At 33.3% G+C, this 2,070-nt stretch carries 2 protein-coding genes; both read left to right on the top strand.

Annotation, left to right across the window (positions count from 1 at the left end):
- Positions 1-160 precede the first annotated feature (160 nt).
- The gene (locus AB4160_RS19235) at positions 161-553 is read left to right on the top strand and encodes a hypothetical protein (RefSeq protein WP_303415006.1); all 393 of its coding nucleotides are present in this window, start codon (positions 161-163) and stop codon (positions 551-553) included.
- A gap of 83 nt (positions 554-636) precedes the next feature.
- Positions 637-2,043, top strand: coding sequence for a P-loop NTPase fold protein (locus AB4160_RS19240; protein WP_102520064.1), 1,407 nt, complete (start codon positions 637-639; stop codon positions 2,041-2,043).
- Positions 2,044-2,070: the final 27 nt, after the last annotated feature.

Raw genomic sequence — 2,070 nt, forward strand, 5'->3', positions numbered from 1 at the left:
TTTCCGGCAGTATTTTGAGCGTTATTTACGTATTCGCGAAAATATTCGATTTACAACAATAACTTAGCGATGGTATCTTTGAAGTTTGAATTGAGCAGCCTGGAACATTATTGTGCTGCTATTGAATAAGCTGTTATGTAGTTCTCAGGAATAGATTAAAATGGATAAGTCGTCAGAAAGACCGTTCCCTTTATTAATTATTGTCGCTTTGTATTTTCTTTTTGGATTTAGTGCTCTGCTTACTTTATTCACAGATAAACCAACAGATTGGGTAAGTATTTCTTTTCTTCTGGTGTCATATGGCTTACTAACTAAAAATGTTCTAGCGTTAATTGCTCTAAAGGTTATCGTAGCTATTCAAGCGTTAGGTCTTGGGTTTGGTTTAATTATGCATACTCTATTTGGTGGTGACGGAGTTGCTCAAATGGGGTTGGGGAGTTTTCAATTTGAAGTTTCTCCATTACTATTGATTTTTGTTTTAATTTTGTATGTTGGTTTTCAATTGTATGTGGCTTTTTCTAAAGAAACAGAGGCGTATATAAAAACTACATAACACATATGAGCCTATAAACAAGGATGCAGCATAGCTGCACCTGTTATAGGAGCGTTAGCTTTCAAATCAAACTAGGTCGAAAAATGGAATTTAAGTCTCATAAAGTAATAGTAGACTCAGAAAACCCTTTCAAAAATGATAGGTTGAATCGTCAACCTCATGTTGATAATTTTTCAACTTTATTAGAGAACATTAGTTCTCCTATCGTTTTATCTGTAAATGCACCTTGGGGGCAAGGCAAAACAACCTTCTTAGAGATGTTACATGCACAGTTAATAAACAAAGAACATAACTCGATCTATTTTAGTGCATGGGAAACAGACTTTGCCAGTGACCCTTTACAAGCTTTTCTTGGTGAAATAAATGAAAAAATAGAAACACTCATAAACGGTGATGAGGAGAAAAATAAGGCTTGGGAATCCACGAAAAAAGCTGGTTCTCATATACTAAAAAAAGGAATACCGGCATTAATAAAAGTAGGGACAGCAGGAATTTTAGATACTGAAAAAATCATTGAAGATGAGTCATCTAAAATGATGGAAGGTTTAACTAAAGATTTCTTAGCAGAGTATACAAAAAATAAAGAAGCAATATCACAGTTTAAATCTGGTGTTTCCAAGGTTCTAAGCAACGATGGAAGTGACACAACTCGTTTGTTTATATTCATTGATGAACTAGATAGGTGTCGACCTACTTATGCAATTGAATTACTTGAAAGAATTAAACACTTACTTGATATTGAAGGGCTAGTATTTGTATTAGCTATGGACAAGATTCAGCTCTCTCACAGTGTAAAGGGGATATACGGAGCTGAATTTGAAGCAATAGGCTATTTAAGGCGATTTATTGATATTGAATATACACTTCCCGAAAGTGATTTAGATGCATTTGTTGATCAATTATATATAAACTTTGGGTTTAATGACTTCTTTCAAAAAAGAATGCAGTACCGTGAATTTCAATACGATAAAGATTATTTGAAAGATACATTTAAGTTGTTAGCTAACGCTAAAAAATTATCGCTACGTGAAGTTGAGCAACTTTTCGCAAAAATAAATTTGGTCATTCAATCAACGGCTGAAAACATATATCTTTACCCAGCATTATTAGCATTTCTTCTTATCGCCAAAGAGTATCATTATGATAATTATAATGACTATATCAATAAGGGTGATACTCCAGAAAAATTGATTAGCGATTTGTATGGCATGATCCCCGAGTCAAAGCTTTTAGATTCTCATTCTTGTGCTTTAGTAGAAGGCTTTTTAATCGGAGCTAAATACGATGATTATGATAGTAGTACAGTTGGAAACTCTTTGAAACGTCATGAAGATATAACAAAAGACGAAGGTGCCACTAAAGAGAAAAAGCGGTATTCAGATAAAATAATTAGCATATCCACTAGCTTTAATGGCTTTAGAAATTCTATAAGTTTAGATAGTTTAAAACAAAGAATAGAAATGGTAGAAAGCTTTCAGTTTAGTAGTTAAAGAAAGCTAACAGATAAGGATAGGCCG

The sequence above is a fragment of the Shewanella sp. 10N.286.51.B8 genome (genome assembly GCF_041469325.1).
In the GTDB taxonomy this organism is placed as follows: Bacteria; Pseudomonadota; Gammaproteobacteria; order Enterobacterales; family Shewanellaceae; genus Shewanella.